Annotated in this window: 17 protein-coding genes; 6 read left to right on the top strand and 11 right to left on the bottom strand. The window is 66.8% G+C overall.

Translation table 11 applies throughout. The features are described 5' to 3' along the window. Nucleotides 1-82: 82 nt before the first annotated feature. From AC1RU4_RS15505 to AC1RU4_RS15495, 3 genes are read left to right on the top strand one after another with little or no spacing between them, the layout of a single operon-like run. A complete protein-coding gene (locus tag AC1RU4_RS15505) occupies nt 83-469 on the top strand; it encodes a c-type cytochrome (protein WP_492891996.1) in 387 nt (128 codons plus the stop codon). 38 nt (nt 470-507) lie between these two features. Continuing rightward, the gene (locus tag AC1RU4_RS15500; RefSeq protein ID WP_492891995.1) at nt 508-975 is read left to right on the top strand and encodes a (2Fe-2S)-binding protein; all 468 of its coding nucleotides are present in this window, start codon (nt 508-510) and stop codon (nt 973-975) included. 17 nt (nt 976-992) lie between these two features. Continuing rightward, nucleotides 993-3,188 carry a xanthine dehydrogenase family protein molybdopterin-binding subunit gene (locus tag AC1RU4_RS15495; RefSeq protein ID WP_492892064.1) on the top strand — a complete coding sequence of 732 codons (2,196 nt, stop codon included), beginning with the start codon at nt 993-995 and terminating at the stop codon, nt 3,186-3,188. Between the two features lie 61 nt (nt 3,189-3,249). Here AC1RU4_RS15495 and AC1RU4_RS15490 read toward each other — a convergent pair whose 3' ends face one another. After that, nucleotides 3,250-3,900 carry a TetR/AcrR family transcriptional regulator gene (locus tag AC1RU4_RS15490; RefSeq protein WP_492891994.1) on the bottom strand — a complete coding sequence of 217 codons (651 nt, stop codon included), beginning with the start codon at nt 3,898-3,900 and terminating at the stop codon, nt 3,250-3,252. Nucleotides 3,901-4,027: 127 nt separating this feature from the next. Between AC1RU4_RS15490 and AC1RU4_RS15485 the strand changes: the two genes are divergently transcribed. Together AC1RU4_RS15485 and AC1RU4_RS15480 are read left to right on the top strand one after the other, a co-directional pair. Next, on the top strand, nt 4,028-5,212 hold the full coding sequence (locus AC1RU4_RS15485; protein WP_492891993.1) for an HlyD family secretion protein: 1,185 nt from the start codon (nt 4,028-4,030) through the stop codon (nt 5,210-5,212). 10 nt (nt 5,213-5,222) lie between these two features. Then, the gene (locus tag AC1RU4_RS15480) at nt 5,223-6,797 is read left to right on the top strand and encodes a DHA2 family efflux MFS transporter permease subunit (protein WP_492891992.1); all 1,575 of its coding nucleotides are present in this window, start codon (nt 5,223-5,225) and stop codon (nt 6,795-6,797) included. Between the two features lie 62 nt (nt 6,798-6,859). Here the strand turns inward: AC1RU4_RS15480 and AC1RU4_RS15475 are convergent, their stop codons facing one another. The 9 genes from AC1RU4_RS15475 to AC1RU4_RS15435 all read right to left on the bottom strand — a co-directional run bounded on the left by AC1RU4_RS15475 (nt 6,860) and on the right by AC1RU4_RS15435 (nt 16,609). Then, complete coding sequence (locus AC1RU4_RS15475; protein WP_492891991.1) at nt 6,860-7,576, bottom strand: HAD family hydrolase; 717 nt, start codon at nt 7,574-7,576, stop codon at nt 6,860-6,862. A gap of 4 nt (nt 7,577-7,580) precedes the next feature. Beyond that, nucleotides 7,581-8,261 (bottom strand): ribulose-phosphate 3-epimerase, encoded by a 681-nt coding sequence (gene rpe / locus AC1RU4_RS15470; RefSeq protein WP_492891990.1) that lies wholly within the window; start codon nt 8,259-8,261, stop codon nt 7,581-7,583. A gap of 88 nt (nt 8,262-8,349) precedes the next feature. Beyond that, nucleotides 8,350-9,282 carry a CbbX protein gene (gene cbbX, locus AC1RU4_RS15465; protein ID WP_492891989.1) on the bottom strand — a complete coding sequence of 311 codons (933 nt, stop codon included), beginning with the start codon at nt 9,280-9,282 and terminating at the stop codon, nt 8,350-8,352. A gap of 219 nt (nt 9,283-9,501) precedes the next feature. Further along, on the bottom strand, nt 9,502-9,921 hold the full coding sequence (locus AC1RU4_RS15460) for a ribulose bisphosphate carboxylase small subunit (RefSeq protein WP_492891988.1): 420 nt from the start codon (nt 9,919-9,921) through the stop codon (nt 9,502-9,504). 29 nt (nt 9,922-9,950) lie between these two features. Next, the gene (locus AC1RU4_RS15455; protein WP_492891987.1) at nt 9,951-11,420 is read right to left on the bottom strand and encodes a form I ribulose bisphosphate carboxylase large subunit; all 1,470 of its coding nucleotides are present in this window, start codon (nt 11,418-11,420) and stop codon (nt 9,951-9,953) included. A 102-nt stretch (nt 11,421-11,522) separates the two neighbouring features. Then, nucleotides 11,523-12,608: a class II fructose-bisphosphate aldolase gene (gene fba / locus AC1RU4_RS15450; protein WP_492891986.1), complete on the bottom strand. Its 1,086-nt coding sequence runs from the start codon at nt 12,606-12,608 to the stop codon at nt 11,523-11,525. Nucleotides 12,609-12,619: 11 nt separating this feature from the next. After that, nucleotides 12,620-14,575, bottom strand: coding sequence for a transketolase (tkt, locus tag AC1RU4_RS15445; protein WP_492892063.1), 1,956 nt, complete (start codon nt 14,573-14,575; stop codon nt 12,620-12,622). Between the two features lie 83 nt (nt 14,576-14,658). After that, entirely contained in the window at nt 14,659-15,534 is an 876-nt protein-coding gene (locus tag AC1RU4_RS15440) for a phosphoribulokinase (protein WP_492891985.1), read from the bottom strand. A 10-nt stretch (nt 15,535-15,544) separates the two neighbouring features. Then, on the bottom strand, nt 15,545-16,609 hold the full coding sequence (locus tag AC1RU4_RS15435; protein ID WP_492891984.1) for a class 1 fructose-bisphosphatase: 1,065 nt from the start codon (nt 16,607-16,609) through the stop codon (nt 15,545-15,547). Between the two features lie 179 nt (nt 16,610-16,788). Between AC1RU4_RS15435 and AC1RU4_RS15430 the strand changes: the two genes are divergently transcribed. Further along, nucleotides 16,789-17,745 (top strand): LysR family transcriptional regulator, encoded by a 957-nt coding sequence (locus AC1RU4_RS15430; RefSeq protein WP_492891983.1) that lies wholly within the window; start codon nt 16,789-16,791, stop codon nt 17,743-17,745. A gap of 43 nt (nt 17,746-17,788) precedes the next feature. Here the strand turns inward: AC1RU4_RS15430 and mch are convergent, their stop codons facing one another. Further along, complete coding sequence (gene mch / locus AC1RU4_RS15425) at nt 17,789-18,745, bottom strand: methenyltetrahydromethanopterin cyclohydrolase (RefSeq protein WP_492891982.1); 957 nt, start codon at nt 18,743-18,745, stop codon at nt 17,789-17,791. Nucleotides 18,746-18,940 lie beyond the last annotated feature (195 nt).

Raw genomic sequence — 18,940 nt, 5'->3', positions numbered from 1 at the left:
AGAGAACATGTAATCGCAATCTGATGCGCGATTTCCTGGCGTCAACGCCCTTCTGCGATCTTGATCGAAGCAGGATAACTGAATGAACGTGAAGAGCGTTGCCGTTTACTTGAGTATTATTGTGTTGCCTCTGCTCGTGCCTGGCCTGGCGGCCGCCCAGGATGCGGCGGCGGGCGAGCGGCTGTTCCGCCAGCGCTGCGGGGCCTGCCACACCGTGCAGCCGGGACAGAACCGGATCGGCCCGACGCTCGCCGGCATCGTCGGCCGTAAGGCCGGGAGCGTCGAGGGCGCCCGCTATTCCAAGTCCATGCAGGATATCGGGCTGACCTGGGACGCGGCGCAGCTCGGCACCTTCCTCGCCAATCCCCGCGCGATGGTCTCCGGCACGACCATGACGGTCTCGGTCACCAATGCAGCCGACCGGGCCAGCATCGTCGCCTATCTCTCTGGATTGGCGACCCCCAACTAGCTGAAACACTTCATCCTCAAGCCGGGAGCGCGAGCGAGATGACGAAGCTGAACATCAACGGAAGGGTGGTCGAGGTCGATGTCGAGGACGACACGCCTCTGCTGTGGGCCATACGCGAGCATGTCGGCCTGACCGGCACCAAATACGGTTGCGGCGTCGCCCAGTGCGGCGCCTGCACGGTGCATCTCGACGGCGTGGCGACGCGGTCCTGCGCGCTGCCGGTCAGCGCGGTGACCGAGGACCAGAGGATCGTCACCATCGAGGGCCTCGGCGCCGACAAGCCGCACCCGGTGCAGCAGGCCTGGGCCGAGCTCGACGTCGCGCAATGCGGCTATTGCCAGGTCGGCATGATCATGGCCGCGTCCTCGCTGCTGGCGCAGAATCCGAACCCGAGCGACGACGATATCCGCGCCGAGATCACCAATATCTGCCGTTGCGGCACCTATCCGCGCGTGCTGGCCGGCGTGAAGCTCGCCGCCGAGCGCATGACCGCGAACAAGGGTTGAGGGAGAGGGCCATGATGATGCCGTCACAGACCAGGACGTCCGCCACCCATGTCCGCCTCTCCCGTCGCGGCTTCATCGTCGGCGCCGGCGCCGCGGCCGGCACCTTCACCCTCGGCTTCTCGTTCCCGCTACCGAGGCAGGCCATCGCGCAGACGGCGGCGCCGGAGGTCAATGCCTGGGTGGTGATCCAGCCGGACGAGACCGTGATCCTCCGCATCGCCCGCATCGAGATGGGGCAGGGCTCGCTCACCGGCCTCGCCCAGCTCGTCGCCGAGGAGCTCGAATGCGACTGGGACAAGGTGCGCTTCGAACTGGTGAAGCCGGGCGAGAACAAGCGCCGCGCCAATGTGTGGCGCGCGCAGTCGACCGGCGGCTCGCGCGCCATCCGCGGGTCGCACGATTATGTACGCTCCGGCGGGGCGGCGGCGCGGATCATGCTGGTGCAGGCGGCGGCCCAGGGCTGGGGCGTGGCGCCGGCGGACTGCACCGTTGCCAAGGGCGTGATCACCCACGCCGCCAGCGGGCGCTCCACCACCTATGGCGCCGTCGCCGAGGCGGCGAACAGGATCGCGCCGCCTGCCGAGGTCCCGCTCAAGGACCCGAAGGACTGGACCATTGCCGGGCAGCCCTTGAAGCGCCTCGACACCGCCGACAAGCTGAACGGATCGCTGGTCTATGGCATGGACTACACGATGCCCGGCATGCTGGTGGCGGTGCCGAAGGCCTGCCCGGTCCATGGCGGCAAGCTCGTGAGCTTCGACGCGGCCGCCATATCCGGCCTGCGCGGCGTGAAGCATGTCCTGCGGGTCGACGACGAGACGGTGGCGGTGGTGGCCGACACCTTCTGGCGCGCCAAGACGGCGCTCGACGCGCTCCCCATCGTCTGGGACGAGGGGGCTAACGCGAAGGTCTCCAGCGAGACCATTGCCGCCATGCTGCGCGAGGGGCTTTCAGCCGACACGCCGTTTACCGGCAACAGTGCCGGCGATGCCAAGGGCGTTCTGGCCGGCGCCTCTCGCGTGATCGAGGCCGATTACAGCTTCCCCTACCAGAACCACGCGCCGATGGAGGTGCTCTCCGCCACCGTGCGCTGGACGCCGGAGCGCTGCGATGTGTGGGGACCCACACAGGTTCCCGAGGCGGCGCTCAGCACCGTCGCCACCGCGGCCGCCCTGCCGCCGGAAGCCTGCGAGATACACGTCATGCGCATCGGCGGCAGCTTCGGCCGGCGGCTTGCGACCGACTATCTGCGCATGGCCACGCTGATCGCCAGGCAGATTCCCGGCACGCCGGTGAAGATGATGTGGACCCGCGAGGAGGACATGCTGCAGGGCCGCTTCCACCCGGTCACGCAGGCGAGGTTCCGTGCCACCCTCGACGGCAAGGGCGGTGTCGAGGCCCTGCACATGCGGATCTCCGGCCAGTCGATCGCGACCTTTGCCGCTCCCGGCGCCATCACCGGCAATGGCGATCCCTTCATCTACCAGGGGCTGCTTTCCGATAGTCCCGAGGGGCATCTCGGCTACACGATCCCCAACGTGCTGATCGACTATGCGATGCGCAATCCGCACATCCGGCCGGGTTACTGGCGCGGCGTCAACCTCAACCAGAACGCCGTCTACATGGAGTGCTTCATCGACGAGCTGGCCCACGCCGCCGGTCAGGGCCCGCTGGCGTTCCGCCGCAAGCTGATGGCGAACCATCCCAAGCATCTGGCGGTGCTGGAAGCCGCCGCCAAGGGCATTGGCTGGGAAACCACCAAGCCGGCCGAAGGTATCCATCGCGGTCTTGCCCAGGTCATGGGTTTCGGCAGCTATGTCGCGGCGGCGGCGGAAGTGTCGGTGACGGGCGGCCGGCTGAAGATCCACCGCATCGTGGCCGCGACCGATCCCGGCTACGTCGTCAATCCGCAGCAGGTCGAGGCGCAGGTCGCCGGCTCCTTCGTCTATGGGCTGTCCGCCATGCTCTATGGCGAGTGCACGGTGAAGGACGGGCGCATCGAGCAGGAGAACTTCGACACCTACAACGTGGTGCGCCTCGACGAGATGCCCGTGGTCGACGTGATCACGGTTCCCTCGGGCGGCTTCTGGGGCGGGGTGGGCGAGCCGACCATCGCGGTGGCGGCGCCCGCCGTGCTCAACGCCGTCTTCGCCGCCACCGGCAAGCGCGTGCGAAACCTGCCGCTGAAGAATGTCGATCTCAACATGAGCTGAGACCGCGCCTTGGGGGAGGGGCAACGTCTGGATGCACGTGCGCCTGAGCGGCGCGCTTGCATCAGGCTACAGGCGTCGTCCCGTAGGCTTTCAGGAACACCCGCACGGCCAGATCGACCGTGGCTTCCATCTGCGCCACGGTCGGCGGCTCCGGGTCGCCGAACAACTGGCCCTTCACCAGTTTTCCCTGGCACATGTTGAGGAACATGTGCGCGGCCGCGACGTCGTCGTCGAGTTCCAGCCGCCCAAGTTCCACCTGCCGGCGCAGCATGTCGGCGAGGCGGCGGCCGCCATGGCATGGGCCCGCCTCGAAGAAGACCTGGCCGATGCGAGGAAATTTCTCGGCCACCCCGATCACCATCCGCACGAGGCGGATATGATCGGGCTGCACCATCATCGTCATGAAGGACATGCCGATCCGGTGCAGCAGGACGGAAATGTCGTCGATCGACGCGTCGACCTCGAAGAGATGCTCGGCGGAGCGGGCGCGGTCATTATGCACCAGCGCCTCGAACAGTTCTTCCTTGCTGCCGAAATAGACGTAGATCGTTGCCTTGGAGACCCCGGCGGCTTTCGCCACCTCGTCCATGCTGGCGCCGTCGAAACCCTTGTCGAAGAACACGCGCCGCGCGCCGTCGATTATGTCGCGGCGCTTGGAGGATTCAGCCTCCGGGCGCGGGGCGCTGCGGGTATCGGTTTCGCTCGAGCTCATCGCACTCTCCAGCCCTTTGCATAGGCTGCTCCGGCAAACTTTGTCAAAGCCATTGACTAAACGGTTTAGTTTGATATGTAAAGCAAGATTGAACTGAACGGTTTAGTTTACGCTCCGTGAGGACGCCATGGCTCAGGCGGGAACGAAGAAGATGGAAGTGATCGAGGCTGAACGCCCGGGCGACGCGGCGCCGGTGCCGCTGACCGCGCGCCGGCCGTCCGATCCGGCTCCCTCGGAAGCCGGCGCGCTGGGCGCCACCGGTGCCGCGCCGCCACGGCGCTCGCGCAAGAAGGTGGTGTTCGCCGCTCTCCTCGCCGCCGCGCTGGCGGGCGGCGGCTATTACGGGCTCGACTGGTGGCGCGTCGGCCGCTTCATGGTCTCCACCGACGACGCCTATGTCGGTGCCGACACCTCGGTCCTCGCGGCCAAGGTGAGCGGGCATATTGTCGGCATCGACGTCGACACCAACCAGAAGGTGAAGGCCGGCGACGTCATCGCCCGCATCGACGATGGCGACTATGCGCTGGTCTTGCAGGCAGCCAACGCCAAGATCGCCACCCAGCAGGCAACCATCGAGCGCTACGGCCAACAGGTCGAGGCGGGCAAGGCCGGCGTCGACCAGGCCAAGGCCCAGCTCGTCTCCGAGCAGGCCGAGCTGAACCGCACCCAGCTCGAATTCGACCGCCAGTCCGAGCTGGTGAAGTCGCAATATTCCAGCCGGGCGACGCTCGACAACGCCCGCGCCGCCCGCGACAAGGCACAGGCGGCGGTCGACGCCGCGCAGGCTGCCGTCACCTCGGCGCAGGCGAATATCGCCGTGCTGCAGGCACAGCAGACCGAGGCTGCCCGCGTGCTCGACGAGAACAAGACTTCGCGCGACCAGGCTCAGCGCAATTTCGATTTCACCGTGGTGCGGGCGCCTTTCGACGGCATCGTCGGCAACCGCGCGGTGCAGGTCGGCCAGCTGGTGCAGGCCGGCACCCGTTTGGCTGCGCTGGTGCCGATCACCCAAGTCTATGTGGACGCGAACTTCAAGGAGACGCAGCTCGGCCGCCTGCATCCGGGCCAGAAGGTGAGGATCGAGGTCGATGCCTATCCTGACGAGGAGTTCGACGGCCGGGTGGCGAGCGTCGCGCCGGCTTCCGGCTCGGTGTTCAGCCTGCTTCCGCCGGAGAACGCCACCGGCAACTTCACCAAGATCGTGCAGCGCGTCCCGGTGCGGATCGAGCTCGACGAGGCGGCTCGCGCCAAGGCGGAGCTGCGGCCGGGCATGTCGGTGAACGCCATCGTCGACACGCGCGGCGGCGCCTGAGGAGGCTGCGATGAGCGACGCGCTGATCGCAGCCGGACCGGCGCGGCGCGCTGCCTCCTCCGAGGGGCGGCGCATGTTCGCCTTCCTCTGCATGGTCTTCGGCATGTTCATGGCGATCCTGGACATCCAGATCGTCTCGGCCTCGCTGGCGGAGATCCAGGCCGGTCTCGCCGCAAGCTCCGATGAGATTTCCTGGGTGCAGACCAGCTATCTCATCGCCGAAGTGGTGATGATCCCGCTTTCGGGCTTCCTGTCGCGCGCGCTTTCCACGCGCTGGCTGTTCGTCGGCTCGGCGGCCGGCTTCACCGTTATGAGCTTCCTGTGCGCCACGGCGACCAGCATCGACCAGATGATCGTCTACCGCGCGCTGCAGGGCTTCCTCGGCGGCGGCATGATCCCGACTGTCTTCGCCTCCGCCTATTCGGTGTTCCCGCGTGAGAAGCAGCCGGTCATCACGCCGCTGATCGGCCTGGTGGCGACGCTGGCCCCCACCATCGGCCCGACCATCGGCGGCTATCTCACCGACCTGTTCTCCTGGCACTGGCTGTTCCTGATCAACATCGTGCCCGGCATCTTCGTCGTCGTCGCCTGCACGCTGCTGGTCGATTTCGACGAGCCGGACCTCGATTTGCTGGATCGCTTCGACTGGTGGGGCCTCCTGTTCATGGCCGGCTTCCTCGGCAGCCTTGAATTCGTGCTGGAGGAGGGGCCGACCAATGACTGGTTCGAGGACCGGGCGATCTTCATCTTCGCCATTGTCGGTGCGGTCTCTTCGCTGGCCTTCTTTGCCCGCGTGCTCATGGCCCGCGAGCCGGTGGTGGACCTGCGGGCCTTCGCCAACCGCAATTTCTCGGTCGGGTCGGCCTTCAGCTTCGTGATGGGCATCGGCCTCTACGGCCTGACCTATCTTTATCCGCTCTATCTCGCACGCGTGCGGGGCTACTCGGCGCTGATGATCGGCGAGACGATGTTCGTCTCCGGCCTCGCCATGTTCCTCACCGCGCCGATCGCCGGACGGATGGTCGCGAAGATGGATCCCCGGCTGATGATCGGCATCGGCTTTGCTGCCTTCGCGCTCGGCACGTGGCAGGTGACCGGCATCACCAAGGATTGGGATTTTTGGGAGCTGCTGGTGCCGCAGGTGCTGCGCGGCGTCGGATTGATGCTGGCGATGATCCCGATCAACAACATCTCGCTCGGCACGCTGCCGCCGGCGCAGCTCAAGAACGCCTCGGGCCTGTTCAACCTGATGCGCAATCTCGGCGGCGCGGTCGGGCTTGCGCTCATCAACACCGTGCTCAACAACCGCTGGGACCTGCATCTGGCGCGGCTGCATGAAAGCGTTCAATGGGCCAATACGGCGGCGGTCGAGCGGCTCGATTCCATGACCAAGGCGCTTTCCCCGCTCGGTTCGGATGCCGATCTGGCGGCATTGAAGAAGTTAGCCGGGCAGGTCCGCATCCAGGCGGAAGTCATGGCGTTTTCCGACGTGTTCCTGGTGTTGACGGTGCTATTTTGCCTGCTCTTCCTCTGCGCTCCGCTGATGAGTCGTCCGGTGAACAAAGCCGGCGGCGGTGGCCATTGACGCAGGGCCGACGAGCGGGGAGTCCCTCGACGCGCGGTGGTGCCGTTTAACGCGTCGATCGCCTACCATCCGGCGTCCGCGGCGCGCCATCGCGCGATGGTTTCCAGCGAGACGGGGGGCGTGTCGAGATCGGGCACGATGGCCAGCGCGCCGGGAAAGCTCTGGTGGCTGGTATAGACGCTGGGCGTTATCAGCGTCGGCAGGCCGGCGGCCCGCGCGGAATCGAGCCCGTTGCGCGAATCCTCGATGGCGATGCAGGCAAAGGTCGGCATGCGCAGCTCGTCCAGCACATGGCGGTAGATGTCCGGCGCCGGCTTCTTCGCCGGCACCACGTCCCCGGCGCCGATCACCTCGAAAATGCTGGAGGCGCGCGCGCCGAAAGCGGCCTCGATCAGGGCTTCCACATTGGGCAGGCTCGTCGTGGTGGCGATGGCGAGCCTCACTCCCTTGGCCTTTGCTTCGGAGATGAGGCGGAGGACGCCGGGCCGGAGGCGGGCGGCGCCTTCCGCGATGAGCGCGGTATAGATGTCCGTCTTCGTCGCGTGCATCTCGCCGACCCGCTCGAGCCCCCGAAGGCCGTCGGGCGGCTGATGATCGACGACGAAGGCGCGGATACGTTCCTTGCCGCCGGTGATGTCGAGCAGGCGGCGATAGAGCGGGCGGTCCCAATACCAGTCCAGACCGAACCGGACGAAGGTCTCGTTAAAGGCCTGTCGGTGGATCTCCTCGGTCTCGGCCAGAGTGCCGTCGACGTCGAATATGATCGCTTCGGCGCGCATCGCCTCATGCCGCCTTGGCGCGCGCCTGTTCGCCGGCCGAGCGGATGGCGGTGATATTGGCGCGATAGCCTTCGATCCCGCCCTTGAAAACGGCGGAGCCGGCCACCAGCACGTCGGCGCCGGCAGCGACGCATCGGGCGCCGGTCTCGGGGTTGACGCCGCCGTCGATCTCCAGCCGGATCGGGCGATCGCCGATCATGGCGCGCAGCTTCTCCACCTTCGGCAGCACGTCACCGATGAAGGCCTGGCCGCCGAAGCCGGGGTTGACCGTCATGGCGAGGATCAGGTCGACCTTGTCGAGCACATAGGCAACGGCGCTCTCGGGCGTCGCCGGGTTGAGCGCGACGCCGGCCTTCTTGCCCAGCGAGCGGATCACCTGGAGGCAGCGGTCGAGATGGTCGGTCGCCTCTGCCTGCACGGTGATGATGTCGGCCCCGGCCTTGGCGAAGGCCTCCAGATAGGGCTCGACCGGCGAGATCATCAGGTGCACGTCGAACGGCTTGTCGGTATGCGGGCGCATCGCCTTGATGACATCTGGCCCGAAGGTGATGTTGGGCACGAAATGGCCGTCCATCACGTCGAGATGGATCCAGTCGGCGCCGGCCGAGACGACATCGCGCACTTCCTGGCCGAGCCGGGAGAAGTCACTGGCGAGCATCGAAGGGGCGATCAGGGGGGTGGTCATAGCATTTGCCTTTCCGTGCCACGGATCTTCGGGATAAGGACCGCGTTCGCTCCCTCTCCCCGACGGGGAGAGGAAAAGCGAGATGTCGTCAGGGCTTCAACGGCGGATAACTGTCGATGCCGCCGGTGAAGACACGGCTCGCCAGGATATCGTCGGCCTCGATGGTGACGAGATCCTGGGCGGTGACCGGCCGGCCGGCCGCGAAGAGCCGGTTGGCCTGGCGCAGCCGGGCGCGGTCGAGGGCGTTGCGGATCGAGCGCCCATTGGCGAAGTGCGGCTGCGGGGTTCGGAGCTCGATATACCGGGCGAACACCTCGCCGGCCTCGGCGCTGAACTTGTAGTTCATGCCTGCGAGAATCCGTTCGCCGATGGCGAACAGCTCGCCCTGCGAGTAATCGGGGAAGTCGACGTGGTGGGCGACCCGCGAACGGAAGCCCGGATTGGCCTGGAAGAAGCGCTCCATGCGGTCGGCATAGCCGGCGAGGATGACGACCAGGTCGTCGCGCTGGTTCTCCATGACCTGCAGGAGGATCTCGATGGCCTCCTGCCCATAATCGCGCTCATTCTCGGGCCGGTAGAGGTAATAGGCCTCGTCGATGAACAGCACGCCACCCATCGCGCGCTTGAGGATCTCCTTGGTCTTCGGCGCGGTGTGGCCGATGTACTGGCCGACCAGATCGTCGCGGGTGACGGTGACGAGATGGCCTTTGCGGACATAGCCGAGGCGGTGAAGGATCTCCGCCATGCGCAGGGCCACGGTCGTCTTGCCTGTTCCGGGATTGCCGGTGAAGCTCATGTGCAGCGTCGGGCTGGTAGCCGACAGGCCGAAACGTGCCCGCGCGCGATCCACCAGCAGCAGCGCCGCGATTTCCCGCAGGCGTTGCTTCACGGGCGCGAGGCCGACGAGGTCGCGATCGAGCTCGTCGAACATCTCGCCAAGGCCGGAACTGGCGAACTCCGCCGCCAGATCCACCGCCTCGCTCGCGGGGGCGGTCTTACGATCGTCGATCAGGGCATCCATGCGACATCTCTCCGTTCTGTGTCGTCCCAACGGTGCGACCGCGTCGCGGGCGCCGCGAAGACTGCCTCCGATGCCGTGCCGGCTCTGCGACAGGCCGTGACGGGAGGAAAAAGAACCGGTCCGGGGGGCGGTATCCCGGACCGGTTCGTTCGCTGCCGGGGAGGAAACGGGTCGATCAGCGAACCAGTCGGTCGTGAAGACGGCCTGCTCGGGTCGTCCTCAGTAGCGGGAACCCTCGGGACGCTGGGCGGCGTAGGCGCGGGTCGTGTAGCGGATGGACCGGCCGTCCACCTCCTGGCGTTCCAGGGCGAAGCCCGGCTCCTCGGCCGGCCGATCCGTGATGAAGGACAGCCGGACCGATTCCCACGTATGGGTCGAGTCGAAGGCGCTGAGGCGGATGTAATTCCGGCCGGCATGCGCCTTGCGGCACTGGTTCAGCTCGAACAGGATGCCGGCGGCATCCTTCACGTCGAACATCGGCATGCCCCACATCTCCCAATAGGTGTTGCGGGGATGGGGGTCGTCGGTGAACTCGATGTTCACCGCCCAGCCATTGTCGATGCAATACTGGATCTGCTTGCCGATCTGCTCGTCCGTCAGGTCGGGCAGGAAGGAGAAGGCTCCCTGGGTGATGCGCATGTCTGTCTCCTGTTGTTTCTTCGTGCCCGTCATTCCGCCGCGGTGACTTGCGGCACGAAGTCCGGCGTGTCGGTCGAGGAATAATTGAAGGTGACGTCCTTCCAGGTGTCGATCGCCTGCTTCAGCGGCAGGCAATGACGGGAGGCGGCCTTCAGGATCTCCGGGCCTTCGCTGAGGATGTCGCGCCCCTCGTTCCGCGCCAGGATCATCGCTTCCAGCGCGACCCGGTTGGCGATCGCGCCGGCCTGGATGCCCATCGGGTGGCCGATGGTGCCGCCGCCGAACTGCAGCACGACATCCTCGCCGAGCAGGTCGATGAGCTGGTGCATCTGGCCGGCATGGATGCCGCCGGACGCCACCGGCATCAGCTTGCGCGTCGAGGCCCAGGGCTGGTCGAAGAAGACGCCATGCGCGAGGTTCTGCGGCACGAAATCCTCGCGGCAGATGTCGTAATAGCCCTTCGTCGTGTGGGGATCGCCCTCGAGCTTGCCCACCACGGTGCCGGCATGGATGTGATCGACGCCGGCGAGCCGCATCCACTTGGCGATGACGCGGAACGACACGCCGTGGGTCTTCTGCCTCGTGTAGGTCGAGTGGCCGGCGCGGTGCAGGTGGAGGATCATGTCGTTGCGGCGCGCCCATTTCGACATGGACTGGATCGCCGTGTAGCCGATGACCAGATCGATCATCACGATGGTCGAGCCGAGTTCCTTGGCGAACTCCGCACGCTCGTACATGTCTTCCATGGTGCCGGCGGTGATGTTGAGGTAGGTGCCCTTCACCTCGCCGGTCGCCGCCTGCGCCTTGTTCACCGCCTCCATGCAGTAGAGGAAGCGGTCGCGCCAGTGCATGAACTGCTGCGAGTTGATGTTCTCGTCGTCCTTGGTGAAGTCGAGCCCGCCCTTCAGCGCCTCGTAGACCACGCGGCCGTAGTTGCGGCCGGAGAGGCCGAGCTTCGGCTTCACCGTCGCGCCGAGCAGCGGCCGGCCGAACTTGTCGAGCCGTTCACGCTCGACGACGATGCCGGTCGCCGGGCCGTCGAAGGTCTTCACGTAGGCCACCGGCAGGCGCATGTCCTCGAGGCGCAGCGCCTTCAGCGGCTTGAAGCCGAACACGTTGCCGATGATCGATGCCGAGAGGTTGGCGATCGAGCCATTCTCGAACAGGTCGAGATCATAGGCGATGTAGGCGAACCAGGAGCCCGGCGTATTCGGCACCGGGTCGACCCGGTAGCACTTGGCGCGGTACTTGTCGCAGGCGGTGAGCCGGTCGGTCCACACCACCGTCCAGGTGGCGGTGGAGCTTTCGCCGGCGACCGCCGCCGAGGCTTCGATCGGATCGACGCCGTCCTGGGGCGTGACGCGGAACAGCGCAATGACGTCCGTGTCCTTCGGTTCGTAATCGGGCTGCCAATAGCCCATCTTGCGGTATTCCATGACGCCGGCGCTGTAGCGGTCGCGCTTCTTCTCGGTGGGCTTGGTCGTCTCGAGCGTGCTCATCAGGCGGGCTCCCATAGTTCTCCCGTCGACGCGCAGCGGTGCTGGCGCCTGGGAATCATTGCCGTTCGTCTGTCGTCGTGGTCCCTCAGCGGAGGGGTCGGTTCACTCCGCCGCCACCCGCGCACCGCTGATCATCGGATCGAGCGCGCCGCTGGCATAGCGTTTGGCCATTGCCGCGAGCGGCAGGACCTTGATCTTCGAGGCTTGTCCGGCGGTGCCGAATTGCTCGAAACGTTCCCGGCACAGGTCGCGCATTGCGTCCATCGCGGGCTTGAGGAACTTCCTCGGGTCGAATTCGGATCTGTTCGCCTGGGCCACGCGACGGAATTGCGCGGTCATGACGAGGCGGCAGTCGGTGTCGATGTTCACTTTCCGCACACCGTGACGGATGCCGCGGACGATCTCCTCCACCGGCACGCCCCAGGTCTGGGGCATCTCGCCGCCCGAGGCGTTGAACAGGTCCTGCAGCTCCTGCGGCACCGAGGAGGAGCCGTGCATCACAAGGTGGATGCTCGGCAGGCGACGGTGGATCTCCTCGATGACATGCATGGCGAGGATGTCGCCGTCCGGCTTGCGCGAGAACTTGTAGGCGCCGTGCGAGGTGCCCATGGCGATGGCGAGGGCGTCGACCTTGGTGCGGGCGACGAAGTCGACCGCCTGGTCGGGGTCGGTCAGCAACTGGTCGTGCGACAGCGTGCCTTCCGCGCCGTGGCCGTCCTCCTGCTCGCCCGAGCCATGCTCCAGCGAGCCGAGCACGCCGAGCTCGCCCTCCACCGAGGCGCCGACCCAGTGCGCCGCATCGACGACGCGCCGAGTGATGGCGACGTTGTAGTCGTAGTCCGCCGGGGTCTTGGCGTCCTCCTTCAGCGAGCCGTCCATCATCACCGAGGTGAAGCCGTGCTGGATCGCCGAGAGGCAGGTCGCCTCGTTGTTCCCGTGGTCCTGGTGCATGCAGAGCGGGATGTGCGGATACATCTCGGAGAGCGCCTCGATCATCTTGGCGAGCATGATGTCGTTGGCATAGGAGCGCGCGCCGCGGCTCGCCTGCATGATCACGGGAGCATCGACCGCGTTGGCTGCCTCCATGATGGCGAGCCCCTGCTCCATGTTGTTGATGTTGAAGGCGGGCACGCCGTAGCCGTGCTCGGCCGCGTGGTCGAGGAGTTGGCGAAGGGTGATGCGGGCCATTGGGTGTCTCCTCAGGCGCAGGTCAGGAGGTCGCAGGCGGTGTCGACCACCGCCTCCGGCGTGATGCCGAAATGCTCGTAGAGTTCCGAGGCCGGCGCGGAGGCGCCGAAGCCCTCCATGCCGATGAAGCGACCGCGCTCGCCGATCCAGCGGTCCCAGCCCATCCGCGCCGCCGCCTCGATGGCGATGCGCGGCGCCTTGCCGAGCACGGCGCTGCGGTAGTCCGCGCTCTGCTGCTCGAACAGTTCCCAGCACGGCATCGAGACCACCGCCGCATCCAGCCCGCGCTCGGCGAGCATAGGCACCGCGTTGAGGGCGATCTCCACCTCCGAGCCGGTGGCCAGCAGTGTGATGTCGCGCTTGCGCTCGGGACGGCGGATGACGTAGCCGCCGCGCGCCGTCAGGTTCTCCTGCGTATGTTCCGTGCGGAAGGTTGGCAGGTTCTGGCGCGACAGGGCGAGCACCGAGGGCGTGCCCTCGGAGGCGAGCGCGATCTGCCAGGCCTCCAGCGTCTCCACGGCATCGGCGGGCCGGAAAACCTGCAAGTTCGGCGTTGCCCGCAGCATGGCGAGATGCTCGATCGGCTGGTGCGTGGGACCGTCCTCGCCGAGGCCGATCGAGTCGTGCGTCAATACATAGACGACGCGCTGGCCCATGAGGGCGGAAAGCCTTATGCCGCCACGCGCATAATCCGCGAAGACCAGGAACGTGCCGCCATAGGGAATGAACCCCTTGTGGAGCGCTATCCCGTTCATTGCCGCGCTCATCGCATGCTCGCGGATGCCGTAATGGATGTAGCGGCCGGCATATTTGCACGGCGCGACGGAGACCAGCCCCTTGGTGAGCGTGAGGTTGGAATGGGTCAGGTCGGCGGAGCCGCCGACGGTCAGGTCGGTGGCCTCGTTGATGACCCCGAGCGCCATCTCGGATGCTTTGCGGGTCGCCACCTTCGGCGCGCTCTCGGAAAGGGTGCGCTTGTAGGTGAGGATCTTCTCCTCGAAGTCCGCGGGCAACCGGCCGGCGATCGCCGTCTCGAAAGCCTCGCGCTTGTCGGAGGCCGCGAGCCGGTCCTCCCACGCCTCGCGTGCCGTGCGGCCACGGTCGGCGATCGTCTCCCAGGCCGACCGGACCCCGGCCGGGATCTCGAAGGGAGGATGATGCCAGCCGAGCCGGTCGCGTGCGCCTTCGATCTCGGCGGCGCCGAGCGGCGCGCCGTGCACCGCCTCGGACCCTGCCTTGTTCGGCGCGCCGTAGCCGATGACGGTACGGCAGGCGATGAGCGAGGGCCGCTTGGTGTTGCGTGCCTTGGCTATGGCGTCGATCAGCGCATGGTGGGCATGGCCGTCGATGCGGAGCACGTCCCAGCCCGCCGCTTCGAAGCGCGCGAGCTGGTCGGTCGAGGTCGACAGCGAGGTCGAGCCGTCGATCGAGATGCCGTTATCGTCCCACAGGACGATGAGCTTGCTGAGCTTCAGGTGCCCCGCCAGGTCGATCGCCTCGTGGGAGATGCCTTCCATCAGGCAGCCATCGCCGGCGATCACATAGGTGAAGTGATCGACGAGGTCGTCGCCGAAGCGGGCGTTCATCATGCGCTCGGCCAGCGCCATGCCGACGGCCGTGGTCAGACCCTGTCCCAGCGGACCGGTCGTGGTTTCCACGCCGAGCGTGTGGCCATATTCGGGATGGCCAGCCGTGCGGGATCCGAACTGGCGGAACCGCTTGATCTGCTCGATGTCCATGTCGGCATAGCCGAGCATGTGGTTTATCGCGTAGAGCAGCATCGAGCCATGGCCGGCCGAGAGGACGAAACGGTCGCGGTCCGGCCAGTGCGGCCGCGTCGGATCGATCCTCATGAACCGGGTGAACAGGACGGTCGCCGCATCCGCCATGCCCATCGGCATGCCGGGATGACCGGACTTCGCCTTCTCGACGGCATCCATGGCGAGGGCGCGCAGGGCATTCGCCATGTCGCCATACGGAATTTCGGTCGCCCCTTCCTGCGGGCACAGGACCGGCACAGTGGTCTTGGTCAGCATGGTGTCCTCCGGGCTCACGCGGCGCGCCGCTTCTTTTCGACGAGGTTCAGGATCATGGGCGTCAAGATCAGCTGCATCGCGATGTCCAGCTTGCCGCCGGGGATCACGATGGAGTTGGCGCGCGACATCCAGCTGCCCTCGATCATCGAGAGCAGGTAGGGGAAGTCGATGCCGCGCGGCGTCTTGAAGCGGATGACGACGATCGATTCGTCGGCGGTCGGGATCCAGCGGGCGATGAACGGGTTCGACGTGTCGACGGTCGGCACGCGCTGGAAGTTGATGTCGGTATGGGTGAACTGCGGGCATATGTAGTGCACGTAGTCCGGCATGCGCCGCAGGATGGTGTCGGTCACCGCCTCGGTGGAGTAGCCGCGATGCGAGCGGTCGCGATGGATCTTCTGGATCCACTCCAGATTGATGACCGGAACGACGCCGATCTTCAGGTCCGCATAGCGGGCGACGTCGATATTGCCGCTGGCGACCGCACCGTGCAGGCCCTCGTAGAAGAGCAGATCGGTCGGCGCGGGAATATCCTCCCATGCGGTGAACGTTCCCGGCGGGCCGCCGAATTCCTCGGCCTCCTTGTCGTCGTGCACATAGTGGCGGGTCTTGCCGGAGCCGGTCTGCGAATAGCTGCGGAAGGTCTCCTCCAGCTCCTCGAACAGGTTCGAGTCCGGTCCGAAATGGCTGTAGTGGTGATTGCCGCGCCCAGCCTCCTCGGACATGACGCGCTTCATCTCGGCGCGGTCGTAGCGATGGAAGGCGTCGCCCTCGATATAGGCGGCCGCGACGTCCTCGCGGCGGAAGATCTGCTCGAAGATGCGGCGCACCGAAGTGGTGCCGGCGCCCGAGGAGCCGGTGACGGAGATGATGGGATGATGGATCGACATGCTGTCCCCCTCAGGCTCGAAGCAAGCCGCGCCGCCCGAAGAGGGGCGAGCGCTCGGGCAGCTGGCTAGGATCGCAATGGTAGCGGGCGATGCGATCGACTTCCGCCCGCGAACCGAACACCAGCGGGATGCGCTGGTGCAGCTGCGAGGGGATGATGTCGAGGATGCGCCGACGTCCGTCGGTGGCACCGCCGCGCGCCTGCTCCATCAGGAAGGCGATCGGATTGGCCTCGTAGACCAGCCGGAGGCGCCCTTTCGCATAGCCCTTGCGGGCATCGCCCGGATAGAGATAGACGCCGCCGCGGGTGAGGATGCGGAACGCTTCGGCGACCATGGAGGCCGTCCAGCGCGTGTTGAAGTCCTTGCCGCGCGGGCCTTCCGCGCCGGCCTGGCAATCCTCGACATAGTAGCGGATCGCGTTGTCCCAGTGGCGGGCATTGGATCCGTTGATGGCGTATTCCGTCGTCTCCGGCGGAACGATGACGCTGTCGCGCACCTTGAGGAAGACGGGATTCCGCAAGACCGGATCCTGCACCTTCACGAAGCGCAGCGAGGACGGATCGAGAATGAACACATGCGTGCCGGCGCCGAGCGTGAGCACGAGCGCAACCTGCGGTCCGTAGACCAGGAAGCCGGCGGCGAGCTGGCGCGAGCCCGGCTGCAGCAGCGCATTGGGGCCGGTGAACGGCAGGATCGAGAAGATCGTGCCGACCGAGATGTTGGTGTCGATGTTCGACGAGCCGTCAAGCGGATCGACCGCGACCGCCAGCGTCCCGTGCGGGTCGATTGCCACCGGCTCCTCGGCCTCTTCCGAGCCGAGCACGGCGACCGGCGCGGCGCGCAGGGCGTCCGCCACCAGCCGATCGGCGATGGCGTCGAGCTCCTTCTGGCTGTCGCCGTCCTCATGATAGCCACGAACCGTGGCCAGGGCGCCGGCGAGCGGTCCGGCGGCGATCAGTTCGGATATGGCGATGCCTGCGCCTGCCAGGGCAAGCACGGTCTTGGCAACTCCCTGGCGCAGGGAATCGGCACCGGCCCACCCCTCGAGGTGGTCCTGCAATGTCTCGTGTGTCACGGCGTTTCCCCAGTTCTTGGTTGGTCTTCGACCCTGGCGTGTCGTTTCCGTTAAACCTCCGGGCGGGGACCCGAAGCGGCGGACGCCTCTTATTGCTTGTAGATTGCCTGACTTGGTATCGTAAGGAAATTCGAATAATCTTTCACGCACGTTCAGTTTAGCTGAAGGATATTCAAATCATGCGCAACGTGACGCTCAAGCAGCTCAGGGCCCTGGCGGCGGTGCTCGACACCGGCACGGTGACGGCGGCGGCGCGTGTCCTCAACGTCACGCCTCCGGCGGTCACGATGCAGATCCAGCTTCTGGAGGACCAGCTCGGGCTTCCGCTGCTCGACCGCGCCGGCGACCGCTTTCAGCCGAGCGACGCCGGCCGCGAGGTGCTGGCCGCCGTCGCCCGCGTCGAGCGGGCGCTGGCCGATTGCGGCGCGGTGCTCGATGCGATGAAGGGCCTGGATGCCGGCCGCGTCTCCGTCGGCATCGTCTCGACCGCCAAGTATTTCGCGCCGAACGCGCTTGGCGTCTTCGCCCGCAATCATCCCGGCATCGACGTGGCGCTCGTCGTCGGCAACCGCGGCGAGATCATCGCTGCGCTGCGGGGCGACGTCATCGATGTCGCGATCATGGGGCGTCCGCCCCTCGACATCGAGGTGGACAAGACGTTGCTCGGCCCGCACCCGCACGTCATCATCGCCCCCGCCGACCATCCGATGCTCGGGCGGAAGATCGCGGCCGACGCTCTCATCGGGTCGACATTTCTCGTCCGCGAGCCGGGTTCGGGTACGCGCACCCTGATGGAACGCTTCTTCCAGGATGCCGGTGTCGAGCCGCGGATCGGCATGGAGATCGGTTCGAACGAAACCATCAAGCAGGCGGTGATGGCGGGCCTCGGCCTCTCCTTCATCTCCGCTCACACCATAGCGGCGGAAGTGTCGGATGGGCGCCTCGCGATGCTCGATGTCGAGGGGCTGCCGGTCGTGCGGCAGTGGTTCGTCGTCAAGCGCTCGGCCAAGCGGCTGACGCCGCCGGCCGCGGCCTTGAACGATTTCCTCGCGCGTCGCGGCTCGGAATTCCTGCCGAGGCCGATCGCACCTTCTCCTCCGGCGCCCGGCCGCAAGCTCGCCCCGGCCGCGACCTAGCCGCTGTGGTCGGCGATGAGGACGAGATCTTGCACGGCCAGCGTCAGGCGAAGGAGCGCCCGAGGATCTCGTCGTGGAAGGCGCCGAAGGTGAAGCTCCGCCCGGTCTCCAGCGCCGTTACGGTGACGCGGGCCGGGCTGAACAGCATCGGGTCCATGGCATAGAAGTCGCCATTATAGGCGGTGAAGATCTCGGCGAAGGTGCGTCCGTGGTCGCGCGACGAGGAGGAGGGCAGTCCCTCGGCCAGATCGCGCGCCTCGCTCTCGGGACCCGTCACGAACAGCTGCACGTCGCCGCCATAGAGCGTGGCGTCGTTGGTGCGGCCCATCGCTCCGACGAAGTCCGGGGCCGGCGGCGGCAGCGGCGAGGAGCCGACCCCATCCACCACGCGGTCCAGCGGGAAATGCAGCGTGTGGGTCTTGTGAAGGGCGACCTCCAGCACCCGCGCCACGATCTGCACCGTGCCGGCGAGGCTGGTGGTCGGCGTCAGGATCAGCGTGAGACGATCGGGGGCGACGCCGCAATCCTCCGCGATGCGGGCGACGAGGCTGTCCGGCGGGATGCGGTCGACCTCCAGCACCAGGGCGGCGTGGTCGGCACTGTCGCGATAGCCGAGCTCCTCATAGAGCTTCTCCTTGGCCCACAGGGCGCGGCCCGGACCGGAGCCGAGGGCGAAGAAATCGCCTTCCGCCAGGCTCCAGCCGGCATATTGGCTGCCGAGACAGGCGGTGACCGGGTCGGTCGTCGTCACCGTGATCATGGTGCCCCAGCGCGGGAATCGCCCGCTGGTGGCGATGCCGACGCGGCCGAGGCCGCCGAGGCAGATCTCGGCGATGCGCCGGCCGGCCTCGATGCCGCCGCGGGCGGCGATGCCGGCGTCGATGATCCGGGCTCCGCAGGGGCTGCGGCTCACGCCCAGCCTCAGGACGTCGGCATCGGCGACGAGCGCCTCGACCAAGGGGGCGGATAGCGCAGCTACGCTCGGGCGGCGGTCGCTCATGTTTCTCTCCCTGTGCGGCGGCTGTTCGGCGCACGGATTCGGCGCGCCGCAGCTCGTTTCTTCGTTTCAGGATGGTGCAGACAGGCTCGTCGACCGCGATGAGGGTGCCGCGGGATGGCGACCCGCGGCCGTCTCCACGGTCATCGAGTTCGAAATGTGCTCGTCGGCGAACAGACCGGCGGGCAGGACACGCAG

This window comes from Ancylobacter sp. GW821-FHT10E12 (genome assembly GCF_058809335.1).
Note: the sequence above shows the minus strand (reverse complement) of the source record. Positions and strands in the feature narration are given on the sequence as shown.

Bases quoted from the DNA above. Each gene is read 5' to 3' on its own strand.
- AC1RU4_RS15455 (WP_492891987.1), bottom strand. From the start codon at position 11,420: ATGAGCACGCTCGAGACGACCAAGCCCACCGAGAAGAAGCGCGACCGC.
- AC1RU4_RS15495 (WP_492892064.1), top strand. From the start codon at position 993: ATGCCGTCACAGACCAGGACGTCCGCCACCCATGTCCGCCTCTCCCGT.
- AC1RU4_RS15485 (WP_492891993.1), top strand. From the start codon at position 4,028: ATGGCTCAGGCGGGAACGAAGAAGATGGAAGTGATCGAGGCTGAACGC.
- AC1RU4_RS15430 (WP_492891983.1), top strand. From the start codon at position 16,789: ATGCGCAACGTGACGCTCAAGCAGCTCAGGGCCCTGGCGGCGGTGCTC.
- tkt (WP_492892063.1), bottom strand. From the start codon at position 14,575: ATGGCGAATGCCCTGCGCGCCCTCGCCATGGATGCCGTCGAGAAGGCG.
- AC1RU4_RS15480 (WP_492891992.1), top strand. From the start codon at position 5,223: ATGAGCGACGCGCTGATCGCAGCCGGACCGGCGCGGCGCGCTGCCTCC.
- AC1RU4_RS15505 (WP_492891996.1), top strand. From the start codon at position 83: ATGAACGTGAAGAGCGTTGCCGTTTACTTGAGTATTATTGTGTTGCCT.
- AC1RU4_RS15440 (WP_492891985.1), bottom strand. From the start codon at position 15,534: ATGTCGATCCATCATCCCATCATCTCCGTCACCGGCTCCTCGGGCGCC.
- fba (WP_492891986.1), bottom strand. From the start codon at position 12,608: ATGGCCCGCATCACCCTTCGCCAACTCCTCGACCACGCGGCCGAGCAC.
- AC1RU4_RS15490 (WP_492891994.1), bottom strand. From the start codon at position 3,900: ATGAGCTCGAGCGAAACCGATACCCGCAGCGCCCCGCGCCCGGAGGCT.
- cbbX (WP_492891989.1), bottom strand. From the start codon at position 9,282: ATGGATGCCCTGATCGACGATCGTAAGACCGCCCCCGCGAGCGAGGCG.
- AC1RU4_RS15475 (WP_492891991.1), bottom strand. From the start codon at position 7,576: ATGCGCGCCGAAGCGATCATATTCGACGTCGACGGCACTCTGGCCGAG.
- rpe (WP_492891990.1), bottom strand. From the start codon at position 8,261: ATGACCACCCCCCTGATCGCCCCTTCGATGCTCGCCAGTGACTTCTCC.
- AC1RU4_RS15500 (WP_492891995.1), top strand. From the start codon at position 508: ATGACGAAGCTGAACATCAACGGAAGGGTGGTCGAGGTCGATGTCGAG.
- mch (WP_492891982.1), bottom strand. From the start codon at position 18,745: ATGAGCGACCGCCGCCCGAGCGTAGCTGCGCTATCCGCCCCCTTGGTC.
- AC1RU4_RS15460 (WP_492891988.1), bottom strand. From the start codon at position 9,921: ATGCGCATCACCCAGGGAGCCTTCTCCTTCCTGCCCGACCTGACGGAC.